Genomic DNA, 26,790 nt, shown 5'->3' with positions numbered 1-26,790 from the left:
ATACCCTGCACGTCAAGCAGAAAAGAGCATGACATATACCCTAAAATGGGGTATTTTTTATATCATGTTGAAAGATCAGGAACAATTTGAGCGCGAGGAACGCGCAAAGCGGCTGGTCATGGCCCGGAAAAACGCGGGCTTTGCCGGGCCGAAAGCGATCGTCGATCGGTTCGGCTGGAATGCGAATGTTTACAAGGCGCACGAGTCCGGCCGCAACGGCTTCGGCATCGCCGATGCGAAAAAGTACGCCCGCGCCTTCAAGGTCAATCTCAACTGGCTGCAGTTCGGAACCGGCAACGCGCTCGATCCCGATGAACTGCCGGTTTCCGTCGCCGATGTGCCGAAGATCTCCTGGGTCAGCGCCGGCCAACTGAGCGAGCAGGCGCCGATCACCGACTTTTCGGAGTTCCCGACGGTGGCCGCGCTCGATCTGCCCGATGGCGAATGGATCGCGCTCGAGGTCGAAGGCAATTCGATGAACAAGATCTCGCCGCCGGGCTCGATCATCTTCGTCAATCTGCGCGACAAGCGCCTGGCGCCGAACGCGCTCTATGTCGTCGCCGACGAGACGGGGGCCGCCACCTACAAGCGCTATCGCCCGAACGACAACCCGCCCTTCCAGCCCGCTTCTTATGAGGATGTGCCGCCGCCGGATTTCCAGGGCGCCGTCACCGTCGTCGGCCGCGTCCGCCGATCGATCATCGAGATGTAGCGATCCAAGCTTGTCGCGGATAGGCCATATTTATCAAGGAAACCAATATGATCCGCCCTTCCTCTCGCGCCGGCAGAATCTGGTTCTACATCGTCACATCAGCGGTGCTTCTCCTGGCCTTCAGCGCCGCGCGCGAAATGTACGGCCTGTAGGATCCCACTCCGATTTCCCCGATCCGGCAACCAGGATCGCGAGAGTCATCCTCTCTAATCAAAAACCGCAACAGCTCCGGACGTCGTCCACGGACCGCCCGCATCACCGCCGGGATGGAACGAATGGCTGCGAGGAATATCCTTCGGCAACCCTCCCCCATGAATCCAAATTCGACGCCCCAAGGCCTGGGCCCGGCCACCCTCGTCGGCGATTTCGATCTCGTTGCGCCCTGCCGTTTTCTCGCAGCATCAGACTCCAAGAGAACCTTGTTTTCTATCTCTCTGTCTTCGCTCCTGAAGGCTGGTGAGGGAGGGTTCCGGCCAAAGCTTCCCCCTACCCCATGAGCAAAGCCCATGAAGCCGGGAGAGCATTGGCCAAGTCCTGAAGGCCGGAGCCGGGATGGGACACGTGCCAGAGGGGCCATTCGCTTCGCCCTCGTCCTGATTTTCTGACAGCGCACTTAAGGACTTTCGCTTCCCGCGCCGCTGGGCTTCGTCAGCTCGGGAGTTGCACCCGGTCGCCCAATCACTGGCGACAGACATACGCCTATGATTCGTACCCCGTCAACCTGAGAGGTATTTTTTATACCCTTAGCGGTTGACGCGACGAGGTATTATATATACCCTTGCGACAAGTCGATCAGAGGCGCGTGAGAGGACAGGGCAATGCAGCACATCCGCAATATTGAGACCGCGGAAAGCAGGCGCGACGCCCGCTGGAATGGCGCGCTGGGGATCGGCGACTGCAGCGCCTATATGGCGATCGAGGCTCAGCGCATGGGCGCCCTCGGCTTTGCGTACCTGCGCCGTCCCGAACACTCGATCCGCGGCCCCTCCTGGCTGCGGGGTGCCGCGGCCTCCGTCGAGGAGCATTACCGCTATGCCCGCGAGATCATGGGCATGACCGATCGCGATCAGCTTTACGCCTGAGGGGGAACGGAAATGTCTGCCGATTGCATCGTCAAGGCCTTTTCCGGCTGCGCCTGCCCTGCCGGCGAATGCGCGCAAAAGCCGCTCACCCCGGCGCCACGCGCCTTCATCTCCTGGCGCAAGCAGGCCATCACCTGCCTCGCCTTCGGCTTCCTCGCTGCGATCGTCACGGCCGCCTGGATGGAGACGCGGTTCAGGAACCAGGACCGCGCCAATCAGGAGCTGATGTCATGGAAGTAAGCCCTGATTTAGCCCAGCATCGCCGATCAGGAACTATATTTGATATCGCTGGCCTTGGCGGCGGTAATGAAGGCGCGGCGCACCTGCTCGGGCTCGGCGGCATCGTTGAACACATCAAGCACAAGCCGCTCGGCAACCTTGGCCGCCGGCGTCTGGTCGGGCCAATCGTTCAGCAAAGTGTTGCCGGCCTGGACGACATTATAGACCGTCCTCACCTTGCCATTGATGGTGATCTTCACCGGTTTGAAGCTTCGTCGCTTGCTCATGGCGCAGTATCTCACACCGAACGCGACTCAACGAATCACTTTGGGACTCGTTCCGGTTGATTCGAAAACCGGCGCATAGAGCTGAGTCGGGCAGCGCTAATGCAGCGCGCTGCGGTGCGATCGCGCGCCGTTATAACTTTTCTGCAGGAAAGTTATAACCATGGAGAAGGCCGGGCTGCGGGCGCCTATGGCGCGCCTGATGCCAGATAATAATCCGGGCATGCCCGTGCCCATGTGAAGAACGGATCTTCCTCGCCGGTGAAGACCAGATTGAAGAACCCGGAATAGAGGACCCCAAACCTGTTTTCGGGCAGCAACTGCGGAAGCTTGATTGATGTCCTGACATTGTCTTCGTAGGAGACGAGCAGCGCCTCGACGAAGGGTTTGTACCAATCCGGCTTGGTCCTGTCACCCGTCTCGATGCGGACCATGTTGAAGCCGTTGGCGTAGTAGAGTGCCCGAGCGCATTCCATGTTGGCGAGCGCAATCAGTTCACCATCGGCAACATTCTTATCCGACCGCATGATTTGGGCCAGATAGTCGTTTTCCGCGGCGGCGGCGCGGATGTGGTGATACAGCTCACCGGAGATATATGGACTTTCGTGATGGAAGGCGACGGCCTTCTCGGACTCGGTCAGGCACAGCACCTGATATTTGGCATAGTCGGCGACCCATCCGGCGAGAGACTTGCGCAGATCGAGGAAGCCAGTTGGAGACTGCGCCATCGCGGCGAGCCGCTCGTAGAAATCGCCAATCACGCGATCCTTCCGATCTTGAGGCAGCCCCGACAGGATCGTTTCATTGAAGCACTTCTGGGTATGCTCAGCAAGCGCCTGCCCGAGGCCAGATGTTTCCCATTTCCAACGGTCGTTCCAGCGCTTTATGAAACCCAACATTCTCATCCCCCAGGTTGTGGGAATGCTACCCGCGGCCGAATTCGGCATCAAGTCGAATCCGCGAGCCGTCACAGACCGATCGGCCTGGTCGGCATGCGAAGTGCATCAGGATCGATATGTTCGGATCCTGGAAGGGCGCACAAGCGCTATCTTGAGATTTCGAGAGATTATCAGCGGACATGAAAAACCCCGCCGGAGCGGGGTTTCTAGCTGGTCGGAGTGGAGTGATTCGAACACTCGACCCCCACGTCCCGAACGTGGTGCGCTACCAGACTGCGCTACACTCCGTGACCAGCGGCGCTTCTATAGAACAGCCTATCTGGTTGCACAAGCACCAAATTCCAAAAATCCGGGGGAATTTTTGACGGGTTGATGACAGGGGCCGGAATGGGCCGCTGCAGCAAAAAGACACACCCTCGGCAAATTAAACGGAAGTGCAAAAGGGGCAATTTTCTTTTGCCGGGTTCCGCGCTAAAGGGCTCGACGGGACAGGCGAAACCGCGCGTAAACGGCGGATTCGCAGCCACTGCGCTTGAGATCAGGGACGACACGATGAAACTCCGCACCATCACCGCGGCCGGGCTTGCAATTGGGCTTGCCGGATGCACCACCATACCTTCCGCCGGCAATCCGATCGAGGCCCGCTGGGTCGGCAAATCGGCCGGCATCTTCTTTGCCGCCTACGGGCCGCCGATCAGCGACCGCGAGGAAGGCGCCACCACCGTCTATACCTGGCGCGGCGGCTACAAGACCGTGCGCATTCCGGCCAAATATGCCGAAGGCGCCGACGGCAAACGCGGCAAGCAGATCGCGTCCGCCCGCACCGCCTATCTGCGCTGCCAGACCGAAATCACCACCAGCTCGGATTACACGATCCGCGACATCCGTACCGTCGCCGACATTCCCGGCGTCAACGGCCCGTCCTATTGCGCCGAGTTCCTGGCGCCCGAACAGAAATAACGGACGGTTCGGTTCCGACCCCGGATGTGCCCCTCACCCTAACCCTCTCCCCGTAAAAACGGGGAGAGGGGACGTGCCTTGCGAGAGGCTAGCAAGGGACGGAGAGGTTGCGGCATAGTCCCTTCGCCCCGTTTACGGGGAGAGAGGTGCCGGCAGGCGGATGAGGGGCCGGCCTCACGAAAAACGGAAATGCCTTCACCTCAAAGCATCCGCACGAAGGGCAGTTGCGGATCGATGCGGTTTATCAGATCGAGCGCATAGGCGGCGCGCAGCAGGTGATCGGCGCGTTTGCGGCCGGGGGCGGCGGCAAGCGTCGTCAGAAGCCGGCCGGCCAGCGCCAGGCCCGCCTCCTCGAGCCGCTGGCCCAATCCCTCCATGCGCTGCAGCCGCTCCGGATCCTCCATGCGCCCGCCGAGTTCGGCCAGCGCCAGGATCTCGTCGAAGGCGGCGGCGACCAGCCGCAGGCTTGCCGCCTGCGGGCGCGCCATCGCCTCGAAGCGCATCTCGGCGGCCATGCGCTCGGCCATACCGGAGAGCGTCAGGCCTTTGGTCAGGCGCGACAGCAGGCTTGGCTTTTGCGCGATCGCCGCCTGTGGCGGCGGCGGCAGGTCCAGCATGCTCAGGCTGTCGGTTCCGAAGCCCAGCGGCGAGAACACGATCTCGGCGCCGCGGGCTTCGGCCAGAACTGCCAGCAGCGGCGGCTGGCGATCGCTGATCGCCCCCAGCCGGGCGAAATTCGCCTCCAGCCGCTCGTCGCCCTCGATCTCCAGCTCCAGCCAGCGGCCCTCGCGGTCGCGCACCGGCCAGCGCCCGACCTGCGCCACGCCGTCGAAGCTGAGCGGGCCGAACTGCGCCGGCCGCAGGATCAGCGGTTGGCCGCGGCGCGGCGGCGCGGCAAGCACCGGCTGGAAGGCGCGGGCCAGGCGCGTGGCGCATTGGCTCCAATCGTCGATCGCCACGCCGGCGATCCGTCTGACCGCCGCCTCCCAGCCGGGTTCCAGAAGTTCGGCGCGGCCGCTGCCGGTGTGCAGCCGGCCACTGCCGCTGACGGCCGCCCCCTCGAGGCGGAAGGCGCTGCCGGCGATTGCCGCAAGCGAGCGGCCAAAAACCGTTTCGCCGGTCGCCGCATGGCGCGGCGCAAAGCCGGGATCGCTGCCGGGCGCGCGCGCCAGCGTGGCGCTGAAGCTTCGTCCGTCGGCTGCGAGATAATAGCCGGTAACGCCGCGCGCGCCGCTTTCGCTCTGCCACAGGCGCAAGCCGCAGCCGAGGAGATCGATTGCCTCAAGCGGCTGCGGCGCTTCCGCCCCGGCGCCGGAGAGCAAGGCTGCGTCGGGAGAAGCCTGCAGCGCCTGCGTCAGCGCATAGGCGCGCGCCAGCATGATGAGAAGCTCAGCCGGATCGGCCGCCTCCAGCCGCTCGCGCCGGCGCCGGATCATGGCGGCGATGGTGCGAAGCTCGGCGGCCAGCCGCGGCATCGCCTCGGCGCGCGAGGACAGCACGAGATCGCCGATCCGCTCCTCAAGACCGACAGGCGCCTTTGACAGCGCCTGGCGCGCGGCATCGCAAAGCAGCGCGGCGGCCTCTTCGAGCACGCCGGATGCTGGCTCTGCCACCTCTTCCGGTGCCTGCTCCGCCTCGGCAACCGGCTCGCCGGGGCCGCGCACCGCAAGCAGGGCGGCCGCATGCAGCGCGGCGCGCAGCGAGGTCGCGGCCTTCGAGATCATGCCGGCCGGGCCGCCGCCGGCGGGATAGAGCACGGCGGGATGGTCGCCGAGCGCGATGCGGACGGCAGTGGCGCTCGGCTCGATCCTGACGGCGCCGGCGTCGAGCGCGGCCAGCAGCGCCTGCGCCTTGATATAGGCGGCGCGGCCGAAGGCGCGGGCGATGGCATCCTGGCCGAGCGAAAGGATTTCGGCATGCGCATCCGCAGCCGCCGCAGCGGCTACAGGCGACGTCTCGGCCGGTTCCGCCGCACCGGCCGGCGTCGCCTCGCCGGCCTCGCGGATGAACAGGATGCCGGCGAGAATATGCCGGCAAAGGCCGGTCGCCGGGCAGCTGCAGCCTGCTGCGGCCAGCGGCCCGGCGGCGAGCCGCACGCTTTCACCATCGGCTTCGGCGAGCGCCGTGCCGCCATCCCAGCCGGTCAGCCGCACGAGGCCGGCCTCGACATCGCGGCGGGCGCGGCGCAGCAGGCCCTTGGAGGAGGCGGCTTCCAGCAGCTCGTCGCCGAGGGCCGCGGCATCAAACCGTGCCGAATTCTCCGTCTTGGCGCCGCTCACCTGATATGCCCCGCAACCCAGTCGGCGAAATGCTCCGGCGTCAGCGCGGCGATCTCCATGCCGGCATCGACCAGGCGGGCGGCGGTCTCCCGGTCATAGGCCGGCCGGGCGGCCTCATCGAGAGCGGCAAGGCCGAGCAGCTTGACGCGGGCACCGGCCAGCCGGCGGATGGCGGCGAAGAGCGGAGCAACCGGCGCGCCCTCGCAAAAATCGGAGATCAGCACGAAGATCGTCCGCTGCGACTCGGCGATGTGCGTCGCCTCGCAATAGGCAACCGCCCGGCCGATATCGGTGCCGCCGCCGAGCTGCACCGACATCAGCACGTCGACGGGATCGCCGACCTCGTCGCTGAGGTCGACCACAGTCGTATCGAACAGCACGAGCTTGACCGTCACCGCCGGCAGGGTCGACAGGATCGAGGCCATCACGGCGCTGTAGATCAGCGAGGTCGCCATCGAGCCCGACTGGTCGATGCAGAGCACGATGCGCCAGGGGAGATGTCGGCGGGCGGCGGCGTGGAAATGCAGATGTTCGGCGATCAGCACGCGCCGCTCCTGATCCCAGTTCTTCAGGTTCTTGCGGATCGTCTGGTTCCAGGCGATGTCGCGGGCGGATGAGCGGCGCGCCGTCGTCTCGCCGCGCCGCCTGGCGCCCGAGAGCGCCCGGCTCGTCTGCAGCCGCAGCCGCTTGGTCAATTCCTCGACGACGCACTTGGCGACCTCGCGGATCTTGGCGGCGATGACCGGATCGGCGCGGCCGCGATGGGCCAGCAGCGCGGCCAGCAGCGACGGATCGGGATCGAGTTCGGCGAGCGCCTTGGGATCGTCGAGAAGCTCGGTCATGCCGAAGCGGCCGAGCGCATCCTTTTCCACCCGCTCCAGCACCGATTTCGGAAACAGCGCGCGCATCTCGCCATACCATTCCGGCAGCGTCATCTGCGGCGGCTCGGCGCCGCCTTTCCGATTCTTCCGGCCGCTCTCGGGCCCACCCGTGCGGATGCCGCGGCGGCGATAGGATTCGCCGTAGATGCGTTCGAGCACGGCGTCGCGGCGGGCGTCGGCACCGCTGCAGCAGCCCGAAAGCTGGCGCTCGGCGAAGCGGCCGAGCACCAGGCGCCAGCGGCGAAGGCTCTCCTCAGGCGTCTTCCGATCGCTCATGATGCCGGCTCCATCAGCCAGGCGGCAAGCCCGTCCGCCTGCATCAGCTCGGCCAGGGTGGCGTTGAGGCGGGCATTGGCGAGCATGCCGGCCTCGCTCGGGCCGCCGGAAAAACGCGGCGCGAGACCGAGCGCGCTGCCCTTGGCTTCGGCGATGACGGCGGCGAGCGCATCGGTTTCGTCAGGCGCAAGCGCGGTGAAGGCAAGCCGCAGCGGCGCCAGCACCTGGATGAAATCGGCCTCGTCGAAGCCGGCGAGCACCTCATCGAGCCCCTCCAGCAGGGCCGGCGTACGCTTGAGCAGCGCCGGCTGCACCGCCAGCAGGCCGGTCAGCGGCTCCACCCGGGCGGGCGGGTCGCCGACGCCGAATTGCAGCGGGCCGATGACGCGGGTTGCGAGTGCCGCGGCGCTCACCCGGCCGGACATATGGGCGATTGCGGCGACGGCACCGGCTGCCCGCGGCGCGAGGTCGCCATCGAGCAGGGCTGAAATGCCTTCATCGAGAAGATCGAGATCGAGCCGCTCCTCGTCATCGCCGGCCGCGGCGCCGGCTTCGGCGATCTCGTTCAGCGTTGCCAGCGCCTCGACATACCGCGGCACGTCCTCTTCCCTCGCACCTTCGAGCGTCGGCAGCAGATCGATGGCACGGCGATAGGCGGCAAGCCGCAGCACATCGGGGCCGGCCATGCCGGCAAAGCCGAGGATCTTGCGGCCGCGGCGGAGATTATCGAGCATCGACAGGCAGAGCGCTACCCGGCCGAAATCCGGATCGGCGGCAACGGCCGGGCCGATCGCCGCCATCAGCGCGGTGCAGGCGCCGGCAAGACCGGCCTGGCCGGCAATCAGCAGCAGGCGGATCGCCGCAAGCGCGTTGCGCGCCTTGCCTTCCCGCCCAAGCGCCTCGACGCTTCGCGACAGCACGGCGTCGGCGGCGCGCTCGACCGTGTCGCCGTCGATCGACAGCGCCACCAGCCGGCTTTCGACGGCCGGCGACCAGCGATAGGTCCATTCCTCGAACAGCACGTCGGTGGCGGTGCCGCCCACCCAGTCCGGGCCGCGCTGGCAGCGGCCGAAGCCGGTGCCGAGCAGCGACATCACATGCAGGAAGCGGCTTGCGGCGAGATGCCGGGGCTTGCGATGAATATCGAGCAGGCGGTTGCGCTCGGTGCCGTCGTCGATGCGGAAGCCGAGCGCCCGGGCGCGGCTGCGCACCGCCTCGACCAGCGGCGGCGCGCCGGCGCCGCGCGGCACCTCGCCGATGCCTTCGCCGGCAAGCTCGGTCATCAGCACCTCGATCAGCGGCGATTGATCGCGCGGATCCTCGCCCTTCACCAGGCAGGAGCGCGCCGCATCGATGATCTCGGCCCGCCCCGGCCCCGGCAGGCCGCGCAGATCGGCGAGCGCCCGCGCCTGGGCGACGGTGGCGGCAAGCGAGGGCAGAGGCGGCATGAAATTCGGCCGGTCGCGACGCAGGCGCTCGGCCAGCGCCAGCACCACATCCGCCGCCGCCTCGGTGAAGGGATCATCATGGCCTTCGCCGACCCGCCCGAGCAGCCGCTCGTACCAGCGCGGCGACGGCATGCCGGCGCCGTAACCGTTGATCCGGTCGAGATGATCATGGGTGTAGCGGATCAGATAGGATTTCGTGCGGACAGCCGGCGGCGCCCTGCCCGCTTCCACCCGCTCCCCTTCAGCCGGCGGATCGATCAGCGCCGGCGTGTGAAATCCGCCGGTGATGACGGCGATCGGCCCCTCGCCCGGCGACAGCGCCGCCCTCGCCATCGCCGCGCGCATTGAGGCCTCGCGGGAGAGCGTATCGTCGGCGGCGATCGCGGCGGCCGGAGTAGCCAGGCGCGACAGGGCGCAGTGAATGCCGACATCGCGGAAAAAGCCGCGCCAATCCTTCTGCCCGGCGCGGGATTCGAACAGCCGGTCCCAGGCCTCGTTGAAATCGCGCACGCTGAGCCGCTTCACCAGGCCCTCGGCATAATCGGAATAGGCAAGCTGGCCCTCGTCGGTCAAAAGCGCCGGCGCCGTTGCCTCCTCGCCCGGCGCCTGGCCCTCGCCCTCCTCGCGTGCCTTCTCCTGGCGGGCGGCGGCAAGGCGGGCGCCGCTCTCCTGATCGGCAAAGACAACCGGGCAGCCGCGCTCTCCGGCGAGCCGCAGCGCCGCCCATTCCGGCGAAGTCGCCGAGAAGGGCCAGTAGCCGACGGGAAGGCGCTCGTCGGAGGTCCCTTCGCCGTCGGCGACGGACACTATGGCGATCGGCAGCCTGATATCGGGATGCGACAAAAGCGGCAGCAGGGCCGCAAAATCCGCCGGCATCTCCAGCACGATGGCGCGCGGGCCGATCTCGGCCAGGGCGGCGGTCAGGTGCAGCGCGCAGGCCGGGCTGTGGTGGCGGATGGGTAAGAAGAAAAATCCGCCTTCGCCCGCTGTCAGCCGCCGCCCATAGGCGGCAAAGGCCTCGTGTTCTGCCGCCTCCGCCTCCATTCAGCCGAGCCTCAGGACGCGCGCTGCCTCATAGAAGGAGCGCCAGTCGCTGCCGGAGCGGGCACGGTCCTTGACGACATGATCGACATAGGACTTGAACTTGCGGCCGTCTTCCGGATCGTCCTTCAGCACGATGCCGCCGATCTGGCGGGCAAGATGCGCGCCCGTCACCATGCCGTCGCCGAGATACGCGGCTTCGAGGGCGGCCGCATGGGCGACATTGACCGCTTCGGCGGTCGACATGACGGCGGCCGGCTTCTGCAGCGTCACGCCTTCGGCGGTGCGCCCCGCTCTCAACTCCTGAAAGCAGGAGACGAGGATGGCAAGCGCCGCCTCCGGCAGATCCGGCTTGACGCCTGACGGCGCCAGCCGGTCGGCGAGACGGCGGCGGATCAGCTCGCGTTCGAAGGTCGGGTCGGTGATCGGATGCACGGTTTCGAAGTTGAAGCGCCGCTTCAAGGCGCTCGACATTTCGCTGACGCCGCGGTCGCGCAGGTTCGCCGTGCCGATGATGTTGAATCCCGGCGCGGCGCGCACGATGGCGGCATCGCCGAGTTCGGGAATTGCGATCATCTTTTCCGACAGGATGGAGATCAGCCCGTCCTGGATCTCCGGCGGGCAGCGCGTCAGCTCCTCGATGCGCATGACGAGGCCGGCGCGCATCGCCTGCAGCACTGGCGACGGCACCAGCGCCTTTTCGCTCGGGCCTTCGGCAATCAGCAGCGCATAGTTCCAGCCATAACGCAGATGCTCTTCCATCGTGCCGGCCGAGCCCTGGACGACGAGGCGGGTCGAGCCGGTGACGGCGGCGGCCAGAAGCTCGCTCAGCATCGATTTCGCCGTGCCCGGCTCGCCGACGAGCAGCAGCCCCTGCTCGCCCATCAGGCTGACGATCGCCCGCTCGACGAGCGCATCGTCGCCGTAGAATTTGCGCGAGATGCCGAGCGCGGCATCGCCGAGCACGAAGGCGCGCACGGCGCGTGCCGAGAGCCGCCAGCCCGGCGGCCGCGGCCCCTTGTCGGTCTCGGCCAGCCTGGCAAGCTCGGCTGCATAAAGGATTTCCGTTGCCGGACGAAGGACTGACTGATCCATTTTCACCATCCACCCTTCTTTTCCCACGCGGCATCGAAGCCGGTGCCCTTGTCGGCGATGGCGCGCAGATCGTTCCAGGTTTCGCTGAGCAGCACTGGCGGCACCTTGGCAAGCGGCGTCTCGCCGCCATAGGTCACCCGGCCGCCCGGCTGGATGCGGGCAAAACGCATCTCGGTCAGCGCCTTCGGCACGCGTTCGCTCTCGCCGATATAGCTGCCGGTGAATTCGATGATGGCGGCCACGCCGCAATCGCCGAACGTCTTCTCATAGGTGTAGAAGCCGGCGCCGTCCTCGACCGGGCCTCTGATATAGCCGAGCGCCTCAGCGGCCGAGCGAAGCGTCAGATTGTCGATCATCCAGCCCTTGCGGTCGTCGATGCGCTTGGCGTGCGGCTTGTCCTCGGAAAGCACCGGCCGGTCGAGCTGTTCGAACAGCGGCTTGACCTCGTAATCGTCGAGATGAGTCTTCCAGGCCTTGGCCCCGGCCTCGCCGAGGCTGACGCGGTGGGCGATCGAGATGCCGGCAAAGTCTTTGAGATCGACGGCTTCGTCCTCGGCATTGGTGAAGGTGCCGTCGTCGAGCGCGCGGAAGCTGGCGACGATCTTGCCCTTGTCGTCATGGCCGGCCAGAACCAGGCGGCGCAGCAGCCGGCCGACGATCGGATGGGCAAGCAGGAAGGTTTCGAAATCCTCGCGCGGCCAGAGGCGGGCCGTGCACATCGCCTCGTAGAGGCGGCCGCTCTGCAGCTCCACGGTCTGCTTCAGTTCCTTCTTGGCGCTGGAAAGCAGTTTCTTCGCCTCCTTCGCCTCTTCCGCCTCCTCCGGGTCCGAAGGCGTCGGCAGCGAGGCGATCGGCTTGCCGTCGGGATTTTCGAGGATGAGCTTCATCTCCTCCTTGCCGTTCTTGGCCGTTTCGGCGACCAGACGGGCGCGATAGAGGCGTTCGCCGATCGGCAGTTCGAGCAAGCCGTCCTCGTCAATGCCGGCCGACGGCATGGTGCGGTCGCCGAGTTCGGCCGGCGTCCAGCCGCGCGCCTCGGCAAAGGCGGAGATGACCTCGCCGGCATATTTGCGCATGCCCGGCTGCTTGTGGCGCTGCGAGGCGATCAGCACGAGCTGCAGCACCTGGGGAACCGGGTTTGCCATCAGCGCATCGAGCAGCGCCCGGCACTGGTTCGGCCGCTTGCCGTGTTCGCGCAGGTAACGCTTGACGAGAAGCGTGGTCTCGGCCGGCGGCGCGAAGCGGGCAAGCGCCAGCAGGCCGCGATGATCGAGCGCGCTGTTTAAATAGATGGCGAGCTTTTCCCGGCGCAGCTCGGCAAAGGCCAGCTCCTCGGTAAAATCGGTGCGCCATTTCTTCGTATAATCGTAGCGCTGCTTGGCATTGGCCGCCGCATGGGCATTGGCCTCCGCGCTCGTCGGGCGCTGCGTGTCGTAGGAGATGAAGGCCGAGACGACCGCCGCCCCCAGCCGCTCGGCATCCTTCCGGTGGAGGCGTTCGAGCGCCATGTGGATCAGCGGATCGCCGGCCGGCATTTTCAGCTTGTGCGAACGGGCAAACCACCAGCGTACCAGCACCGGCGACACTTCGCGGCCATCCGCCCAATGCAGCGCCGGCAGGTTTTCGGCATCAAACAGCGCGGAATAATCGACCTTGGTCGAAGCCAGCCCCTTTTCCGCCTCGGCAATCAGCGCACCCTCGGCGAAAAAATCCGAGGTATCGTCGCCGCAGGCGGCGAGCGCCGACAGGGCGGCCGCCTTGACCGCGACGGATTTTTCCTTGGCAATGGCTGCGCGCAGCGGCGCGATCGCATTGGCGTCCCGCCGCTCGGCCAGCCAGCGGGCGGCGGCCATGCGTTTGGCCTCCGGGCCCGCCGTCAGCATCGGCGTGATCAGCGGCGTGAGATCGTCGACCTCGCGCAGGAGGTGGCGGGCGAAGTCGCGCTGGCGCACGCCGGCCTGCAGGGCACGATCGGCGACCAGCGGGAAATAGCGGCGCGGCAGATGCGGAAAGAAGCGCAGCCAGGAGAAGATGAAATCCTCGGTCCAGCGCTCCTTCAGCCCGTCGCCGGCGAGTGCTGCATCGATCGCCGCAAAATTTTCGGCGAGCAGCGGCCAGACATTGGCCGGCGCCGGCTCGTCGATCATCTCGGCGATATTGACATAGGCCCTGTCGACAAGCTCGTTTGTCATGGCGCCGAAGGCCGGCGCCCCGGCCGCCGCGGCAATGTCGGCGAGGATGCGGATATCGGCGCCGGCCCGGATGCGGGTGACCAGTTCATCGTCGGGGCCGCGCATCCAGTAATTCGGCACGCCGAGCACGACCCGCAATATATGCTGCCAATGGCGCCCGTCGGTTGCCTGGAACAGCAGCCACGACAGCGCCTCGAAGGAAATATCGGCACGGGCGAAGATCGCCTTCAACCCGTTGGCGTGGACCTGGTTCCTCTGACGCTCCCAGTGATAACCGCCCTTGCCGTCAATCGCGGCCCAGACCTGGCGGCGCTGCGCCTCGCTCAGCCGCTCGCCGGACATGGCGGCAACGATGTGTTTTGCCAGCCCCGGGTCGAAGGGCGCCGAGAACGGTCGCGCCGGCCGCTGGTTCCATTCCTTGCCCGGCGGCGTCTGGTCGTAATCGATGCGGGCGGCCGCGTTGGTTTCGGCAAGCATCTTGCGGAAGGCCTCTTCCAGATCGGCCGGCAGCGGCATCTCCGGCGTGGAGGCGACCGGCGGCACGGCGACGAAACTGCCGTCGATCGCGATATAGCCGTCGCCGCCATCCGCCTGGCCGTCCTCGCCCGAGCGGGCAGCGCCCGCGGCATAGGTGGCGCGGATCGTGCCGATCGCCGCGATCACCGTGTTGGATTTTTCCTGGCCCTCGTGCTTTGCGAGGATCGGCAGGGACTTCTCGCGCAGCAAAGCGGCGAGAATGTTGACGCCGGCCAGCCGCTCGTTGGCCTTGCGGGAGGCGAGAAATTCCTCGGCTTTGGCCTGGACCTTGGCTGCATCCGCCGCCTTCAGCGCATTGACGGCGACATCGCGCACCGCCTTGGCGCCGTCGCCTGCCATGGCGAAGGCGAAATCGAAGAACTGCGGTTCGCGATCGATGAAGCCGTTCTGGCCGATGAAGCTGGTCATCGCCTCGCGGCCGCCGGCCGCAAGACCGCCGATCGCCTTGACCGCCTCCTCCGGCATGGCGCCGATGGCATCGACAAGGCCCGGAAGCTTCAGCATGCGCTGGGTCAGATTTCCGTAGGGCACGTCGCCGTCGACAAAGGCGCAATCGATCAGCGGCGCGACCGAGGGCGCAAGTCCGGCCGCCGCCATCATTTCGAGCGCGCGTTCGGCGCTGAGAAAACCGAGCGGAGCACCCCCTTCAGGCACGCGCATATCGAGAAGATAGGTGGCTGCGCGCAGCCAATACGGCGATCGATCGCTGCCGGGGAAGTTCCAGGCCCTGCTCTGCTGACGAAACTCGCTGTGCAGCAGGAAGTAACGATAGAGTGCGGCGGCATCGAAACCTTCGAGACCGAACATCAGCCGTTCTCTCGCCTTGCTGCGCTTACTCGCCTCCGCCTTGTTTTTCCAATCATCGGCACTGGCCATGAAGGCGTTGTTCAGCCTGACGCGGATTTCGTCCTTGGAATTCTTCAGGAGGTTCTTGAGATGGAGCAGGGACGCGTCGCCCGTGCCCGACAGCACGTAGCCGGCAAGGGCCTTGCCGAGCCCCTTCTCCACCCCCTCGAAGGAGGCGAGGTCGGCGACAACAGCGTCCCTGTCGCCGGCCGTCAGTCCGCCCTTGGCTGCCGCATCCTGCGTTTCGGAACGGCCGCGCAGCAGCTTCTTCAAACCCTCAACGAACATCGTCAGTCCTCCCTCGCTCGCCCCTCCTCACCGGCATTGCCTCAGCAACGCCGGGCGGCGCGTTCTTGCGGTTCATGTGTTCTGGATGATGCCGCGGCCGGACGGCGTTCTTGGGAAAACAGGGCAGCGCTGGGCATCGAGCATAGGCAGCAATCCGAAATATCTTCTATCAATTAAATATGCAAATATCGGTGGTATGACGATGCTCACAGCTAGCGCATATCGGGAGATTTTCAAGCGGGAAAGAGGGGCACGCTTGCGGTGCAGCGTCTCGATGCCCGCCCTTGGACCAAGCACGGATGGCGCCCGCAGGCCAACGGCCTCGAGCGCAGAGTCGCGGAATGAATGATGATGTGAGGTTGTGCCGTGCAGCCCCCTCATCCGACCCTTCGGGCCACCTTCTCCCCGCTGGGGAGAAGAGGGAGCGCGCGGCTTCGCCATCGATCCCATTGGATGAAGTGCCTATTAGCGGGCGGGTTCTTTTGTCAGTGTCGGAGCGCCTTGCTCCCTCTTCTCCCCAGCGGGGAGAAGGTGGCCCGCAGGGTCGGATGAGGGGGCCACACGGCACGACGTCAGCGACAAAAAACCATCGCCACTCGCCGTGCCGTCGATGGCCTCACCCCTCCGCCGGCCCATACAGGCCGAGCTGATCGAGAAGCGTCCGCTGCCGGTCGGCATTTTCGACCAGCAGGCCGGTGTAACGCTCGACGATCCGCGCCTGGTGCCCCCGGTCGGAAACGGCCGACAGCGCGCCTGTTATGGCGGCGATCTTTTCCGAGGCCTGGCGCAGTTCTTCGAGCAGCGCTGCCTTGCCGCCGGCCTCGGCGACGACCTGCTTCGTCACCTTGCCGATGCCGGCCGGCGTGCGGCTGCCGCCGGAGACATGCCCTTCCGGCAGGTCGCCCTTGAGATTGACGACCGACTTGAAGCGGATGACGTCGAAGATCTGGTCGACCGCCTGCTTGGCGCCGGTCACCCGCGACGGGTGGTCAGTGTCGGCGGCGGCGTGCGGCAGCAGTTCCAGCTTGCCCTTGTGGCGCTCCTCGAGCGGCAGGTAGGGCAGCATCGGGCCGCTCAGCGTGCCGGTCGCCGCATCGCTGAAGAGGTCGGCGTCGATCGCCGCATGGGCGATCTTGCCGGAGGCAAGGGCTGCATCGAGCGCGCCGGCGTCCACGACTTCGCCGCGATCGTAATTGACCAGCACCGCGCCGTCCTTCATGGCGCCGAGCACCTTGGCATTGACGGTGCCGGCATTGGAATAGATGCCGGTCGCGGCATCCAGGCGGCCGAGGCCGATATGGACGGAGAGCACGTCGGCGCCGCTTGCCGCTTCCACAGGGCTTGCGGCATAGTCGAAGCCCTCGGCCTCGATCCAGCGCTTGTGATTCTCGCGGGCATAGATCGACACTTTCATGCCGAAGGCCTTGGCGAGCTTGGCGACTTCGCGGCCGATATTGCCGTAGCCGAGAACGGCGAGCTTGCGACCCTCGAGCTTGGCCGTCGGGAAATCCTTCAGCTGGCGCCCGGTATCGAAATCGCCGCCAGCGACCATCCGGTGCAGCCTGTCGACCGGGAGGTCGGGCATGACCTTCAGGATCGCCTTCACGGCCATCTGGGCGGTCGCGCGGCTGTTGATGCCGGGCGTGTTCATCAGCGCCGCTTCGCCGCCCTCGCCGTTGCCACCGCCCCAGGAGGCCGAGCCCATATTGCCGGTGCCGGCGCCGATGCGCACGCCGCCGAGCGGGAAGACGGAGGACTTCGGGATGAAGGTCGCCGCCGCGATCAGCGCGTCATACTGGCCCTTATCGGTCTGCGGCAGGATCTCCGCCTCGGTGCTGAGGTTCGGCTGATAGAAGAAGTGGATGCGGCCCTTTTCCAGCGCCGAACGATCACCGAGAGGGCCGAGATGGAAGCTGCCGCCCTTCTCCTCGATATAGGCCTTGACCTCGCTGTAATCCGGCTCGCCACCGGCGCCGAAGCGCAGGCCGACGAGATCGGCGATCAGCACCGTATAGGCGCGGTTCGGATCGTCCTTGCGCACGGCGCCATCGGCCTTGGCGGGCGCCTCGAAGGTGACGCTGTGTTTTGCCAGCTCCTCCTCGAGCACGACGATCTTGGCTCTGAGATAGGCATATTGCAGGTTTTCCAGCAGGGCGACGACATCGTCGGGCTCGCGGATGCCGCCGACCCAGGCGCGGTAGTCGCCGGGGGTGCCGGGGAAGGCGTTGACGTAGCGGGCCGCGTCGAGGCCGGGCTCGTATTCGCCGTTCGGATGGGTGATGCCCTCATAACCGAGCAGTTGCTTGGAACGGGCGATGATGCGGGCGTGGATGCCGGCATCGGTGATGTCGTCCTCGACCTTCAGCAGCGTCACGGCGGCGCCGCGGCGCTCGGCATCGGTGACGGTCAGCGACAGCAGCGGGTGCGATTTGACCCATTCGTCGATCACGGCGCGGTTGGCGGCGGAGCGGCGGTTGAGCTCGACGATGGTGCCGACCCGGGCTTCGGACTGCAGCAGGCCGAAGGTGGTCTCGGCAAAGGCGAGCGCGCTGTAGGTGTTGATAACGCCGCCGAGCATGCGGTCCTCGGCCGGATCATAGAACGGGCCGGCATCGACCGAGCGCTTGGCCGAAAACGGCTGCCGCGGATCGATCGGCGGCGCGATCTTCAGCTGGCGCGGGATCGCCCAGGCCGGATCCTGCTGGTTCTTCTCGATCAGCGCCAGCGCATGCGGGGTGAAGGAGGCGACGAAATAGCCGGAAATGCCGCCGATCGCCTTCTGGAACGGCATGAACAGGCAGCATTTCGCCATGACGGCGCTGACGAGTTCGGGCTCCCAGGGCATGGCGCCGAGCATCGAGGTGGCGTCGAACACCGCATGGCGGTTGGCCGGGTCGCCGTCGAGCCAGCTCAGCAGTTCGCGAATCTCGGCGCTGGTATAGGCATTGGCCCCCGTCGTCTCGTGGCCGACGCCGACGAAGATCGACACACCGAGCGCCGCAAGTTCGGCCGCCGTCGGGATCACGCCCTCGGAGGCGGCGAAATGGATGCGGCTCTCGCAGCCCTTTTCGGCGAAACGCTGCATTTCGATCAGCTGGGTCGCCCAGGACTGGCGGAAGAAGCCGGCGGCCTTGGACGGATCGCTCTCCGGCCGCGGCGTGTCGACATAGACGCGCTGGCCGGCATCGTTGGCATTCATCAGGTGCTGGATGCAGACGGTGAAACCGCTATGGCCGCCGCCGAGCCCCACCGCCATGCGGTTCTCCTTCGGGAAGCCGAAATAGCGATGGATCGCCCGCATCATGTCGGTCAGGATCTTGTCGGCCGGATAGCCGCGATGCATGCTGCGGGAAATCTCGGCGGTGGTGAAGCCGCCGATATCGTTGCCCCGGTCGTCGAATTTGCGATAGGTCTTCTCGATCCAGGCGTCGAAGGCGATGCGCCGCAGGCGGCTATCGACTTCGTCGGTCGTCGCATCGGTAATCGGCCCGACGCCGAAGAACGGGTTGGACGGCAGCTTCGGCGCGCCCGACGCGGTCTGTCGAAGGGCGTTCAATCGCTGTTCCTGCATCTGCGCGATATCTGTCATGGCCTGCCTGTCTGTTCCCGGAGCTGAAGTTGCCTTCATGGTGAAGCGACTGCCCCGGCGAGACAACCTCATATGCGCCGCAGGAGAGGCGAAACGCGCCATTGGGGTGCTGCCGTTCATGTTCGTGCATTTGGCAGCAGGCGAGACGACTCATGCCAGCCCCTTCATCCGGCTGTGAAAGACCCCTCCCCAACCCCTCCCCACAAGGGGGAGGGACTAATCCGGAGCGCTCGCCGGGTTCCACTCGAAGCGTCGCAGATATGGAAAATGGGTGCGGCAGGTTAAGCCCCTCCCCCTTGTGGGGAGGGGTTGGGGAGGGGCCTTGGCCGGATCAGAGACCTATTGCCCGTTGATATCGCAGCCCTCAGTCGCTCACCCCCAACACAAAACAGGCTTGCCCTACTCAACCATTCGGCGTATCTCTTGCCCGTCGCGAAAAGCGACTGCCTCCCTTGATCCGCTCAGTGGCGGAGTAAACAGGTGGACGAATGGGTCGTCCAGGCGGTCGAGCACAGGCCCGCCATGCGCATCAGCCATGGTTCGGCCAGCACCTCCCTGAAACCAATGCCTGACCAGATCAGGCCTCATCGTGAGCTATCGGCGCACTCTGTCGGCGCTGCCGGCTTGCGTCGACCCGGAACGCACCCATGACCAGATCCCTTATCGTCATTTTCACCGCCATTGTTCTCGATGCCGTCGGCATCGGGCTGATTTTCCCGATCCTGCCGTCGCTGCTTGAAGACGTCACCCATGCCGCAGACGTCGCGCCCACTATCGGCGCGATGACGGCGCTCTATGCGCTCATGCAGTTCATCTTCGCGCCGGTGCTCGGGACGCTCAGCGACCGGATCGGCCGCCGGCCGGTGCTGCTGATTTCGCTCGCCGGTGCCGCCGTCAACTATCTCTTCCTCGCCTTTGCGCCCAATCTGACCCTGCTGTTCGTCGGCCGGGCGATCGCCGGGCTGACCAGCGCCAATATTTCGGTCGCCACCGCCTATATCACCGACATCTCGCCGGAGGAGAAACGCGCCCGCCGCTTCGGCCTGTTCAACGCCATGTTCGGCCTCGGCTTCATCATCGGCCCGGTCGCCGGCGGCGTGCTCGGCGATCATTGGCTGCGGCTGCCGTTTGTAGCGGCCGCCGTGCTCAACGGCGCCAACCTGCTGCTCGCCGTCTTCGTCCTGCCGGAATCGCGCCCGGGCAGCCGCGAGACGACCGATCTGGCGGCGCTCAATCCGCTCAAGCCGCTGCGCGCGGTGCTGGAGGTCAAAAGCCTGCTGCCGATCGTCATCCTGTTCTTCATCTTCAGCGCCACCGGCGAGGCCTACGGCACCTGCTGGGCGCTGTGGGGCAGCGATGCCTTTCACTGGAACGGACTGTCGATCGGCCTTTCGCTGGGCGCCTTCGGCATCTGCCAGACGTTTGCCCAGGCCTTGCTGCCGGGGCCGGCCGTGAAACTGCTCGGCGAACGCGCCGCGATCCTCGTGGGTGTTGCCGGCGTCTCCCTCGCCCTTACCGTCATGGCCTTTGCCGGCCAGGGCTGGATGATCTTTGCGATCATGCCGGTCTTCACCCTCGGCGGCATCGGCGTGCCGGCGCTGCAATCGCTCGCGACCCGGCAGGTCGACGAGAACAGCCAGGGCCAGTTCCAGGGCGTGCTGGCCTCGGCCGTCAGCCTCGCCTCGATCATCGCGCCGCTTGGCTTTTCCAGCCTCTATTTCCTCGTCCGAGAGGAATGGCCGGGCGCCATCTGGCTATCGGTCGTCGCCGTCTACGCGCTTGCCGTGCCGCTGGTGCTCGGTCTCAGGCTGAAGGTGCTGGGGCCGGCGTCGGCGGGATGAAATTGTTGGGGGAGGCTGCGGCTTCGCCTGGGAGATCGGCGAAGCCTGCCCCTCATCCGCCTGCCGGCACCGACCGGGGTCGAGCCACGCGTCTCGACCCGTCCTTCGGACCCCCGCACGCGGGGCGAAGGGGGCAAGCCGTAACCTCTCGGTCTCTCACCAACGTCGCGTAGGGCACGTCCCCTCTCCCCGTCAGAACGGGGAGAGGGTTAGGGTGAGGGGCAATTTCAGCATGAACCGGACAGCCGTGGGCTTGACCCGAGCATTGATGGCGACGACTACGACCCGCGATCTCTGGCCGCGCATATGACAAAAGCGTCCATCAGGACGGTTTCATGCGGGTTGCCTCGCCAAAGGCATCGGCGCGCGTCTTTCCTCCTCGGCGAGCAGCCTGATCCAGTCGCGCAGCGCCAGCGCGGCGGCAGGGAGTTCGCGGCTGTTGTTCCAGGTGAGGTAATAGGCGCCCGGATCGGCAACGACCAGATCGGTGAAGCGCACCAGATCGCCCTTTTCGACCAGGGGGCCGACCAGGCGGTGCCAGCCGACGACCAGGCCCTGGTCGGCCATGGCGGCCTGGAGGGCGACGCTGAATTTGCCGAAGCGTCTGCCGCTGAGGCCGCGATAGGGCACGCCGGCGCGCAACAGCACCTCTTCCCAGCCGGTCCAGCCGGGCTCGACCCACTCGACATTCAACAGCGGCAGATCGGCAAGATCGGCGGCGGCAGCGCCGGCATGCCGTTCGGCAAAACCCGGGCTGCAGACCGGGTAGAGGCAATCGTCGAACAGCAATTCCGCCGTCTCGTCGATCCATTTGCCGGATCCGTAGCGGATGCGCAGTTCCAGCTCGGAGCGGCGGAAGACCTTGAAATTGTCGCCGATCAGGTGGTCGACCGATATGTCGGTGAAGCGCCGCCAGAAATCCGGCATGCGGGGAATGAGCCACATCGACCCGAACACTTCGCTGCAGGCAATCGTCACATTGCGGGCGCTATCTCCCTGCTTGATCGAATTGACCACTTCGGACGCCCGGGAAAAGCCGCTTGCCAGCGCCCGGTGCAGTTCCTCGGCCGGCGCGGTCAGCATCACCCCTTTGCCGGTGCGCACGAACAGGGCGACGCCGAGTTCCTGCTCGATCGATTTGATCTGCCGGCTGACGGCCCCCGTGGTGACGTTGAGCTCGGCCGCCGCCAGGGTGAAATTGCCGTGCCGGGCGGAGGCCTCGAAGGTGGCAAGGGCGGTCAGCGACGGCAGACCGTAGAAACGACGAACCATTGATCTCTCCCATCTCTCCCCCCGCGTCCGTCGGCGCGGAGTTGATATTTCCGCCATGATAACGCACGCAGACGGGCATGTCTTGAGTTCAACTCAACACATGCCGGATTTTTATGTGTCTTGTCTTCAGGACCTGCCTGCCGCTTTCATAGGACCCACAAACAGCATGTCGCCAGGAAAAGACGCCCGTCCGGTGCTCGGCCGCGCGTTGGGCGACGCTATTTTCGAGGTCCCGAACAGGTATGAACATCGAGACATCAAGGTCGAAACAGGCCGTGCAAAGGCTTCCCGAGCGGATGAAGGGCGTTCTCCTCACCGGCCATGGCGGTTTCGAAAAACTGGAATATCGTGAGGATATTCCGCTTCCCCGGGCCAAAGCCGGCGAGGTGCTGATCCGCGTCGCCGCGGCCGGCGTCAACAACACCGATATCAATACCCGCATCGGCTGGTATTCCAAGGCGGTGACAACAGGCACGGAAGGCGGCGGGGCGACAGGTTTCCGGTCGGCGCAGGACGCCGACGCCAGCTGGTCCGGCGTGCCGCTCGCCTTTCCGCGCATCCAGGGGGCCGATTGCTGCGGGCGTATCGTTGATGTCGGGGACGGTGTCGATTACGGCCGGATCGGCGAGCGGGTGCTGGTGCGCAACATGCTGCGCTCTTACGTCGATTATCGTCCGTTCGACTGCTGGACCTTCGGCTCGGAATGCGATGGTGGCTTTGCCCAATATGCGGTGGCGCCGGCGCGCGAGACTTACAAGATTGATTGCGACTGGAGCGATGTCGAGCTGGCGTCGCTGCCCTGCGCCTATTCCACCGCCGAGGGCATGCTGCACCGCGCAGCCGTCGGCGCCGGCGAGCATGTGCTGATCGCCGGCGCCTCCGGCGGCGTAGGCTCGGCGGCGATCCAGCTGGCGAAGCGCCGCGGCGCCACCGTCACGGCGATCGCAAGCCCCGACAAGGCCGGGCAATTGCTGGCGATCGGCGCCGATAAGGTGCTTGCGCGCGGCGAAAACATCGCAGCCCACCTCGGCCGGGAGACGGTCGACGTCGTGCTCGACGTCGCCGCCGGGCCATCCTTCGGCGAGCTGCTCGACGTTCTGAAGAAGGGCGGGCGATACGCCATTGCCGGCGCCATCGCCGGGCCGATCGTCGAACTCGACGTCAGGACGCTTTATCTCAAGGACCTGACCTTCTTCGGCTGCACCTTCCAGGAGGACGTCGTTTTCGAAAACCTCGTCTCCTATGTCGAGCGCGGCGAAATCAAACCGCTCGTCGGCAAGAGCTATCCTTTGAACGAGATCGTCGAGGCGCAGCGGGATTTCCTGTCGAAGCGCATCACCGGCAAGCTCGTTCTCGTCATCCCCGAATAAGAAGAGCCAAAATGAGCGAACTCAAAATCAAAAAAATCGACGTCTTCAAGGTCGACCTGCCCTACCGCGGCGGCGTCTACCGGCTGTCGGGCGGGCGTGAATACCGAAGCTTCGATGCGACGATCGTCCGGATCACGGCGCAGAATGGGCTGGAGGGCTGGGGCGAGAGCACGCCGTTCGGATCGACCTATATCGCCTCGCATGCGCTCGGCGTGCGCGCCGGCATTGCCGAAATCGCGCCTGGCCTGATCGGGCTCGATCCCCGCCGCGTCGATCGCATCAATGACGCGATGGACCAGGCGCTGGTCGGGCATCTGCATGCCAAGACCGCGCTCGACGTCGCCTGCTGGGATCTGTTTGGCAAATCGGTCGGCCTGCCCGTCTGCGAGCTGCTCGGCGGGCGCACCGATGTGAAAATGCCGGTGATCTCGTCGATCTATATGGGCGATCCGGACGATATGCGCCGGCGCGTCGCCGAGCATCGCCAGCTCGGTTATATCGCCCATTCGGTCAAGATCGGCGACGAGCCGGCGGTCGACGCCGCCCGGATTGCCGCGTCGCTCGCCGATAAGCGGCCGGGCGAATTCTTCATCGTCGATGCCAATGGCGGCATGACGGTGGAAACCGCGCTGCGCATGCTGCGGCTCTTGCCGGCCGGGCTCGATTTCGTGCTCGAAGCCCCCTGCGCGACCTGGCGCGAATGTTTGTCACTGCGGCGGCGCACCGATGTGCCGATCATCTTCGACGAATTGGCGACGGATGATGCGGCGATTGCCCAGCTCCTCAGCGACGACGCCGCCGAGGGCATCGGCCTGAAGATCTCCAAGAATGGCGGCCTGACCCGCGGCCGCCGCCATCGCGATATTTCGGTCGCCGCCGGCTACACCGTCAGCGTCCAGGAAACCACCGGCTCGGACATCGCTTTCGCCGCCATCGTCCATCTCGGCCAGACGGTGCCGGAAAAGAACCTGCGCTGCGTGCTCGAATGCCGCGACATCGTCGCGATCAAGACCGCCGACGGCGATTTTGCCGTGCGCAACGGCCGCGTCACCGCCCCCACCGCCCCGGGCCTCGGCATTGCGCCGCGCCTCGAAGTGCTCGGAGAGCCGGTGGCACGCTACGTCTAAACAGGAAACGCGGCGCCCTGTCCTATCCGACGCCGCAAAAAAGAGGGAACGAAAATGAAAAAACTGCTTGCGTCCACATGTCTGCTGGCCGGCCTTGCCGGCGGCGCATCGCTCTCCCACGCGGCCGAATGCGGCGACGTGGTGCTCGCCGTCCACAATGCCCAGAGCGCCGAAGTGCTGACCTTCGTCGACAAGTTCATTCTCGAGAACGGCTACGGCTGCAACGTCGAGACCGTTCCCGGCGATACGGTGCCGACGACGACATCGATGGTGGAAAAGAGCGAGCCCGACGTCTCCTCCGAAACCTGGGTCGACCTCTTGCCGGAGATCGTTCCGCGCGGCGTTCAGGAAGGCAAAATCGTCTTCGGCGCCCCGGCCCTTCCCGATGGGGGCATCCAGGGCTGGTGGATCCCGAAATATCTGGCCGACGCCCATCCCGAGATCAAGACCGTCGAAGACGCGCTTGCCCATCCCGACCTCTTCCCCGATCAGGAAGACCCGAGCAAGGGCGTGATCTTCAACGGCGCCGAAGGCTGGGGCGCGACCGTCGTGACGACGCAGCTGTTCAAGGCCTATAAGGCGGCCGACAAGGGCTTCACGCTGATGAACCCGGGGTCGGCGGCCGGCCTGGATGGCGCCATCGGCAAGGCCTATGAACGCAAGCAAGGCTTCATCACCTATTACTGGGCGCCGACGGCGCTGCTCGGCAAATATCAGCTGGTGATGCTCAAGCAGAATGCTTCGGCCGATGCCGTCGAATGGAAGCGCTGCATCACCAACCTCGCCTGCCCCGACCCGAAGGTCGCCGACTGGCCGGTCGACAAGGTGATGACCGTGCTCACCAAGAAGTTCGCCGACCGCACCAGCCCGGAGGTCATGGCCTATTTCAACAAGCGCGGCTGGAGCAACGACACGGTCGGCACGATCATGGCCTGGGAAACCGAAAACCAGGGCACCGGCGAAGACGGCGCCAAGCGCTTCCTCCAGCAGGACGAAAGCATCTGGTCGCAATGGGTCCCGGCCGACGTCGCCGAGAAAATCAAGGCCGCGCTTTGACAGCTCAGGAGTAGGAGGCCCAGCCCTGATCCGGCTGCCGCCGCCTTCTCCGGGGGAGAAGGGACATGCCGCGACCCCTCTGTTCGCAAGGTGTGTTCCTTCTCCTCTCGCATCACGCACCGCAGCGCTTGCGGCCATGGGTCCTCGGGTCAAGCCCGAGGACGACGGAGGGTGGGGGAACGTATGGGGCAAGAACCACAAGTGCAGTGGTTCTGCTGGAATTAGCGCTTTTCGCTTTACGCAATTTTCCCAATCCGTTTGCTCAGTTTCGCTGCCCCCCCGAACGTCTCGCTTCTTGCCTATCGCGTCCCCCACCCTCCGTCCTGCTCGGGCTTGACCCGAGCATCCATGCCCAGCACTCTGCGCACATGGCGGGATATGTTTACATCGTCACCAACCAGAAAAACGGCACGCTCTATATCGGCGTGACATCCGATCTGGAGCGCCGCATCTATGAGCATCGTGAAGGGCTGACGCCGGGCTTTGCCTGGAAATATGGCTGCACCCGCCTCGTCTGGTACGAGGAACATTGGGATATCGGCAGTGCGATCCAACGGGAGAAGTCATTGAAACGCTGGTATCGGCAATGGAAGGTCGACCTGGTCGAGGCGATGAATCCTGGGTGGGATGATCTCTATCTTACGCTGTGGTGAGGCGAAAGCAGTGCTTGCGGCCATGGCGTTGGCGGTAACCACATCGAGCCGAAGTGCTTGTGGCGGTGGGTCCTCGGGTCAAGCCCGAGGACGACGGAGGATGGGGGAACGTTTGCGCAAGAACCGTAAGCGTCGCGGTTATTCAATTGCCGCCATTTTTTTACGCGTTCTCAGGCAAAACCGCTGGCGCATCTTGCTGGAATTCCTCCGGACGTCTCGCCTCTTGCCGCCCGCGCTCCCCCACCCTCCGTCATACTCGGGCTTGACCCGAGTATCCATGCCGCAAGCGCTGCGCTTGTATGTCGAAGGTCTTTTTCACCTGTTCGGCGCGGAACGAGAGTTCGCGGCATTTGGATGAATACCGTCATATTTGGCAGTTTCGCCACTGGCAGCGCCGGCGCCAGGCATGCGAGTTTCCCCGGCCAACAACAGGGAAACACCATGCGCCGCAATGCCGAACTGCTGGATGCGATCCAGACCTATTTCGATGCCCTCTATACCTGCGACCTCGCCTTGTTCGACCGGATCTTTCACCCGGCCTGCAGCCTGTTCGACGCCGACGAGGGAAAGATCACGGTGGATCCGATCGCCGATTACCGCGCGGTGATCGCCAAGCGCGTCTCCCCGGCCAGCCGCGGGCAGGATCGCGAGGACGACATCATCCTGATCGACTGGCTGGCAGAGAAGGCCGCGACGGTGAAGGTCCGGCTGCGGATCCACGCCAACATCTTCATCGACCATCTCTGCTTCGCAAGGGGTGATGAGGGCTGGCGGATCGTCGCCAAGGTCTGGCATCTCGAAAGCGTCAGAGCTTGAGCATGATGCCGGCGATGCGGCGGTGGT

At 65.6% G+C, this 26,790-nt stretch carries 19 protein-coding genes and 1 tRNA gene; 10 read left to right on the top strand and 10 right to left on the bottom strand.

What is annotated here, in order from left to right; all coding sequences use genetic code 11:
• Positions 1-64: 64 nt before the first annotated feature.
• The 3 genes from AMK05_RS05670 to AMK05_RS05660 all read left to right on the top strand — a co-directional run bounded on the left by AMK05_RS05670 (position 65) and on the right by AMK05_RS05660 (position 2,034).
• Positions 65-712 carry a S24 family peptidase gene (locus tag AMK05_RS05670; RefSeq protein ID WP_064841288.1) on the top strand — a complete coding sequence of 216 codons (648 nt, stop codon included), beginning with the start codon at positions 65-67 and terminating at the stop codon, positions 710-712.
• 818 nt (positions 713-1,530) lie between these two features.
• Positions 1,531-1,794, top strand: coding sequence for a hypothetical protein (locus AMK05_RS05665; protein ID WP_064837299.1), 264 nt, complete (start codon positions 1,531-1,533; stop codon positions 1,792-1,794).
• 12 nt (positions 1,795-1,806) lie between these two features.
• Positions 1,807-2,034, top strand: coding sequence for a hypothetical protein (locus AMK05_RS05660; protein ID WP_064837297.1), 228 nt, complete (start codon positions 1,807-1,809; stop codon positions 2,032-2,034).
• A gap of 26 nt (positions 2,035-2,060) precedes the next feature.
• Here AMK05_RS05660 and AMK05_RS05655 read toward each other — a convergent pair whose 3' ends face one another.
• The 3 genes from AMK05_RS05655 to AMK05_RS05645 all read right to left on the bottom strand — a co-directional run bounded on the left by AMK05_RS05655 (position 2,061) and on the right by AMK05_RS05645 (position 3,484).
• Positions 2,061-2,300, bottom strand: coding sequence for a DUF982 domain-containing protein (locus AMK05_RS05655; protein WP_003580187.1), 240 nt, complete (start codon positions 2,298-2,300; stop codon positions 2,061-2,063).
• Positions 2,301-2,485: 185 nt separating this feature from the next.
• The gene (locus tag AMK05_RS05650) at positions 2,486-3,244 is read right to left on the bottom strand and encodes a hypothetical protein (protein WP_143535812.1); all 759 of its coding nucleotides are present in this window, start codon (positions 3,242-3,244) and stop codon (positions 2,486-2,488) included.
• Positions 3,245-3,407: 163 nt separating this feature from the next.
• Positions 3,408-3,484: transfer RNA gene (locus AMK05_RS05645), tRNA-Pro, on the bottom strand.
• 264 nt (positions 3,485-3,748) lie between these two features.
• Here AMK05_RS05645 and AMK05_RS05640 point away from each other — a divergent pair.
• Entirely contained in the window at positions 3,749-4,156 is a 408-nt protein-coding gene (locus AMK05_RS05640; protein ID WP_064841287.1) for a hypothetical protein, read from the top strand.
• 200 nt (positions 4,157-4,356) lie between these two features.
• Here AMK05_RS05640 and AMK05_RS05635 read toward each other — a convergent pair whose 3' ends face one another.
• From AMK05_RS05635 to AMK05_RS05610, 6 genes are all read right to left on the bottom strand, one after another.
• Positions 4,357-6,435, bottom strand: a complete 2,079-nt coding sequence (locus tag AMK05_RS05635; RefSeq protein ID WP_064837292.1) for a hypothetical protein — start codon at positions 6,433-6,435, stop codon at positions 4,357-4,359.
• A complete protein-coding gene (locus AMK05_RS05630) occupies positions 6,432-7,592 on the bottom strand; it encodes a VWA domain-containing protein (RefSeq protein WP_064837290.1) in 1,161 nt (386 codons plus the stop codon). The genes AMK05_RS05635 and AMK05_RS05630 overlap by 4 nt, the downstream gene beginning before the upstream one ends.
• Positions 7,589-10,084: a DUF5682 family protein gene (locus AMK05_RS05625; RefSeq protein ID WP_064837288.1), complete on the bottom strand. Its 2,496-nt coding sequence runs from the start codon at positions 10,082-10,084 to the stop codon at positions 7,589-7,591. The genes AMK05_RS05630 and AMK05_RS05625 overlap by 4 nt, the downstream gene beginning before the upstream one ends.
• Entirely contained in the window at positions 10,085-11,176 is a 1,092-nt protein-coding gene (locus AMK05_RS05620) for an ATP-binding protein (protein ID WP_237352177.1), read from the bottom strand.
• A gap of 2 nt (positions 11,177-11,178) precedes the next feature.
• Positions 11,179-15,039: a DUF4132 domain-containing protein gene (locus tag AMK05_RS05615; protein WP_064837283.1), complete on the bottom strand. Its 3,861-nt coding sequence runs from the start codon at positions 15,037-15,039 to the stop codon at positions 11,179-11,181.
• A 616-nt stretch (positions 15,040-15,655) separates the two neighbouring features.
• Positions 15,656-18,628 carry an NAD(P)-dependent oxidoreductase gene (locus tag AMK05_RS05610; RefSeq protein ID WP_064837281.1) on the bottom strand — a complete coding sequence of 991 codons (2,973 nt, stop codon included), beginning with the start codon at positions 18,626-18,628 and terminating at the stop codon, positions 15,656-15,658.
• Positions 18,629-19,275: 647 nt separating this feature from the next.
• Here AMK05_RS05610 and AMK05_RS05600 point away from each other — a divergent pair.
• Positions 19,276-20,469, top strand: coding sequence for a TCR/Tet family MFS transporter (locus AMK05_RS05600; RefSeq protein ID WP_064837277.1), 1,194 nt, complete (start codon positions 19,276-19,278; stop codon positions 20,467-20,469).
• Positions 20,470-20,802: 333 nt separating this feature from the next.
• Here AMK05_RS05600 and AMK05_RS05595 read toward each other — a convergent pair whose 3' ends face one another.
• Positions 20,803-21,741 (bottom strand): LysR substrate-binding domain-containing protein, encoded by a 939-nt coding sequence (locus AMK05_RS05595; RefSeq protein WP_064837275.1) that lies wholly within the window; start codon positions 21,739-21,741, stop codon positions 20,803-20,805.
• Positions 21,742-21,983: 242 nt separating this feature from the next.
• On the opposite strand from AMK05_RS05595, the gene AMK05_RS05590 reads away from it, so the two are divergent.
• From AMK05_RS05590 to AMK05_RS05570, 5 genes are all read left to right on the top strand, one after another.
• Positions 21,984-23,111, top strand: coding sequence for an alcohol dehydrogenase family protein (locus AMK05_RS05590; protein ID WP_064837273.1), 1,128 nt, complete (start codon positions 21,984-21,986; stop codon positions 23,109-23,111).
• A gap of 11 nt (positions 23,112-23,122) precedes the next feature.
• On the top strand, positions 23,123-24,238 hold the full coding sequence (locus tag AMK05_RS05585) for a mandelate racemase/muconate lactonizing enzyme family protein (protein WP_064837271.1): 1,116 nt from the start codon (positions 23,123-23,125) through the stop codon (positions 24,236-24,238).
• A gap of 54 nt (positions 24,239-24,292) precedes the next feature.
• Positions 24,293-25,294, top strand: coding sequence for a glycine betaine ABC transporter substrate-binding protein (locus AMK05_RS05580; RefSeq protein WP_064837269.1), 1,002 nt, complete (start codon positions 24,293-24,295; stop codon positions 25,292-25,294).
• Positions 25,295-25,662: 368 nt separating this feature from the next.
• Positions 25,663-25,947 (top strand): GIY-YIG nuclease family protein, encoded by a 285-nt coding sequence (locus AMK05_RS05575; RefSeq protein WP_064837266.1) that lies wholly within the window; start codon positions 25,663-25,665, stop codon positions 25,945-25,947.
• A gap of 354 nt (positions 25,948-26,301) precedes the next feature.
• The gene (locus AMK05_RS05570; RefSeq protein ID WP_237352176.1) at positions 26,302-26,763 is read left to right on the top strand and encodes a nuclear transport factor 2 family protein; all 462 of its coding nucleotides are present in this window, start codon (positions 26,302-26,304) and stop codon (positions 26,761-26,763) included.
• Positions 26,764-26,790: the final 27 nt, after the last annotated feature.

The organism is Rhizobium sp. N324, assembly GCF_001664485.1.
GTDB lineage: Bacteria > Pseudomonadota > Alphaproteobacteria > Rhizobiales > Rhizobiaceae > Rhizobium.
Note: the sequence above shows the minus strand (reverse complement) of the source record. Positions and strands in the feature narration are given on the sequence as shown.

Coding starts and splice junctions, on each gene's coding strand:
- AMK05_RS05640 (WP_064841287.1), top strand. CDS start 3,749: ATGAAACTCCGCACCATCACCGCGGCCGGGCTTGCAATTGGGCTTGCC.
- AMK05_RS05660 (WP_064837297.1), top strand. CDS start 1,807: ATGTCTGCCGATTGCATCGTCAAGGCCTTTTCCGGCTGCGCCTGCCCT.
- AMK05_RS05620 (WP_237352177.1), bottom strand. CDS start 11,176: ATGGATCAGTCAGTCCTTCGTCCGGCAACGGAAATCCTTTATGCAGCC.
- AMK05_RS05585 (WP_064837271.1), top strand. CDS start 23,123: ATGAGCGAACTCAAAATCAAAAAAATCGACGTCTTCAAGGTCGACCTG.
- AMK05_RS05625 (WP_064837288.1), bottom strand. CDS start 10,084: ATGGAGGCGGAGGCGGCAGAACACGAGGCCTTTGCCGCCTATGGGCGG.
- AMK05_RS05665 (WP_064837299.1), top strand. CDS start 1,531: ATGCAGCACATCCGCAATATTGAGACCGCGGAAAGCAGGCGCGACGCC.
- AMK05_RS05650 (WP_143535812.1), bottom strand. CDS start 3,244: ATGCCGAATTCGGCCGCGGGTAGCATTCCCACAACCTGGGGGATGAGA.
- AMK05_RS05570 (WP_237352176.1), top strand. CDS start 26,302: ATGAATACCGTCATATTTGGCAGTTTCGCCACTGGCAGCGCCGGCGCC.
- AMK05_RS05615 (WP_064837283.1), bottom strand. CDS start 15,039: ATGTTCGTTGAGGGTTTGAAGAAGCTGCTGCGCGGCCGTTCCGAAACG.
- AMK05_RS05590 (WP_064837273.1), top strand. CDS start 21,984: ATGAACATCGAGACATCAAGGTCGAAACAGGCCGTGCAAAGGCTTCCC.
- AMK05_RS05580 (WP_064837269.1), top strand. CDS start 24,293: ATGAAAAAACTGCTTGCGTCCACATGTCTGCTGGCCGGCCTTGCCGGC.
- AMK05_RS05655 (WP_003580187.1), bottom strand. CDS start 2,300: ATGAGCAAGCGACGAAGCTTCAAACCGGTGAAGATCACCATCAATGGC.
- AMK05_RS05600 (WP_064837277.1), top strand. CDS start 19,276: ATGACCAGATCCCTTATCGTCATTTTCACCGCCATTGTTCTCGATGCC.
- AMK05_RS05670 (WP_064841288.1), top strand. CDS start 65: ATGTTGAAAGATCAGGAACAATTTGAGCGCGAGGAACGCGCAAAGCGG.
- AMK05_RS05610 (WP_064837281.1), bottom strand. CDS start 18,628: ATGACAGATATCGCGCAGATGCAGGAACAGCGATTGAACGCCCTTCGA.
- AMK05_RS05630 (WP_064837290.1), bottom strand. CDS start 7,592: ATGAGCGATCGGAAGACGCCTGAGGAGAGCCTTCGCCGCTGGCGCCTG.
- AMK05_RS05595 (WP_064837275.1), bottom strand. CDS start 21,741: ATGGTTCGTCGTTTCTACGGTCTGCCGTCGCTGACCGCCCTTGCCACC.
- AMK05_RS05575 (WP_064837266.1), top strand. CDS start 25,663: ATGGCGGGATATGTTTACATCGTCACCAACCAGAAAAACGGCACGCTC.